1 protein-coding gene is annotated in these 941 nt (G+C 70.0%); it reads left to right on the forward strand.

Annotated elements, in window-relative coordinates:
* Positions 1-156: 156 nt before the first annotated feature.
* Positions 157-941, forward strand: a 785-nt coding sequence (locus NA5_RS38725) for a LysR family transcriptional regulator (RefSeq protein ID WP_245672690.1), incomplete at its 3' end; no start/stop codon positions are given.

Consider the following 941-nt stretch of genomic DNA (forward strand, 5'->3'; position numbering starts at 1 on the left):
CGCGATAGACTCAGAACGGATCGTTATCAATCGGCAGGGAGGGCACGTGGCGCCGGATACGGTGAGCCTGCGGTACTTCCTGGTGCTGGCGCAGGAGTTGAATTCACCCGCGCGGCCACACGGATCGGAATCGCACAGCCCGCACTCAGCGCCCGGATGCGCCGATTGGAGGCGGAACTCGGTACGGCCCTGCTGGTCCGCGACACCCGTAGCGTCGTGTTGACCACGGCCGGTGCGGCTTTGGCGGAGTCCGCGCCGCCCGCGTTGGCGGCGCTGGACCGGGCATGGGACATCGCCCGGAATGCGGCGGCTGGTGAACTCGGCACGCTGCGTATCGGATACAGCCTCAGCGCGGGGGCCGAGACGGCACCGGCTCTGGTGGACAGGCTGATTCGCAGCAGCCCGGGACTCGAGGTCGGCGCGGTCCCGATGGCGACACCGGAGATCTCCCCCGCGGTCGCCGAGGGCCGCATCGATGCGGGGATCACCCGCGGTGAACAGCCGGGCCGTGGCGTGCGCCGGTTCCTGCTGCGGCGTATGCGCGTCGGAGTCCAGCTGGCGCAGCATCATCCGCTGGCCGAACATCCGGAGATCGAGATCGCCGATGCGGCCGCGTATCCGCTGCGGCTCCCGGACCGTGCGGCCAACCCCGTGATCCACGATCAGCTGTCCGCACTGTTCCGAGACACCCGGCCGAGCCCCCGATTCCACACGCCCGCAGTCTCTTTCGACATGTCTCAGCGCGACCTACACGACGGACTCACCCTCGCCCCGGCCGGAGAAGCCGCGGTCGCGACACAACCGGTCGGCCTCACCTGGCGACCGCTGCGGGGCGCGCCCAGCCTGACGCTCCACCTGGTCCTCCCCCGCGAGCAGTCGCCAGTACACCGCCGCATCCGTGCCGTCGCCAAAACCCTAGCCCACGAGCTGCACTGGCTGCC

Source organism: Nocardia anaemiae NBRC 100462, from assembly GCF_001612725.1.
Classification (GTDB): domain Bacteria; phylum Actinomycetota; class Actinomycetes; order Mycobacteriales; family Mycobacteriaceae; genus Nocardia; species Nocardia anaemiae.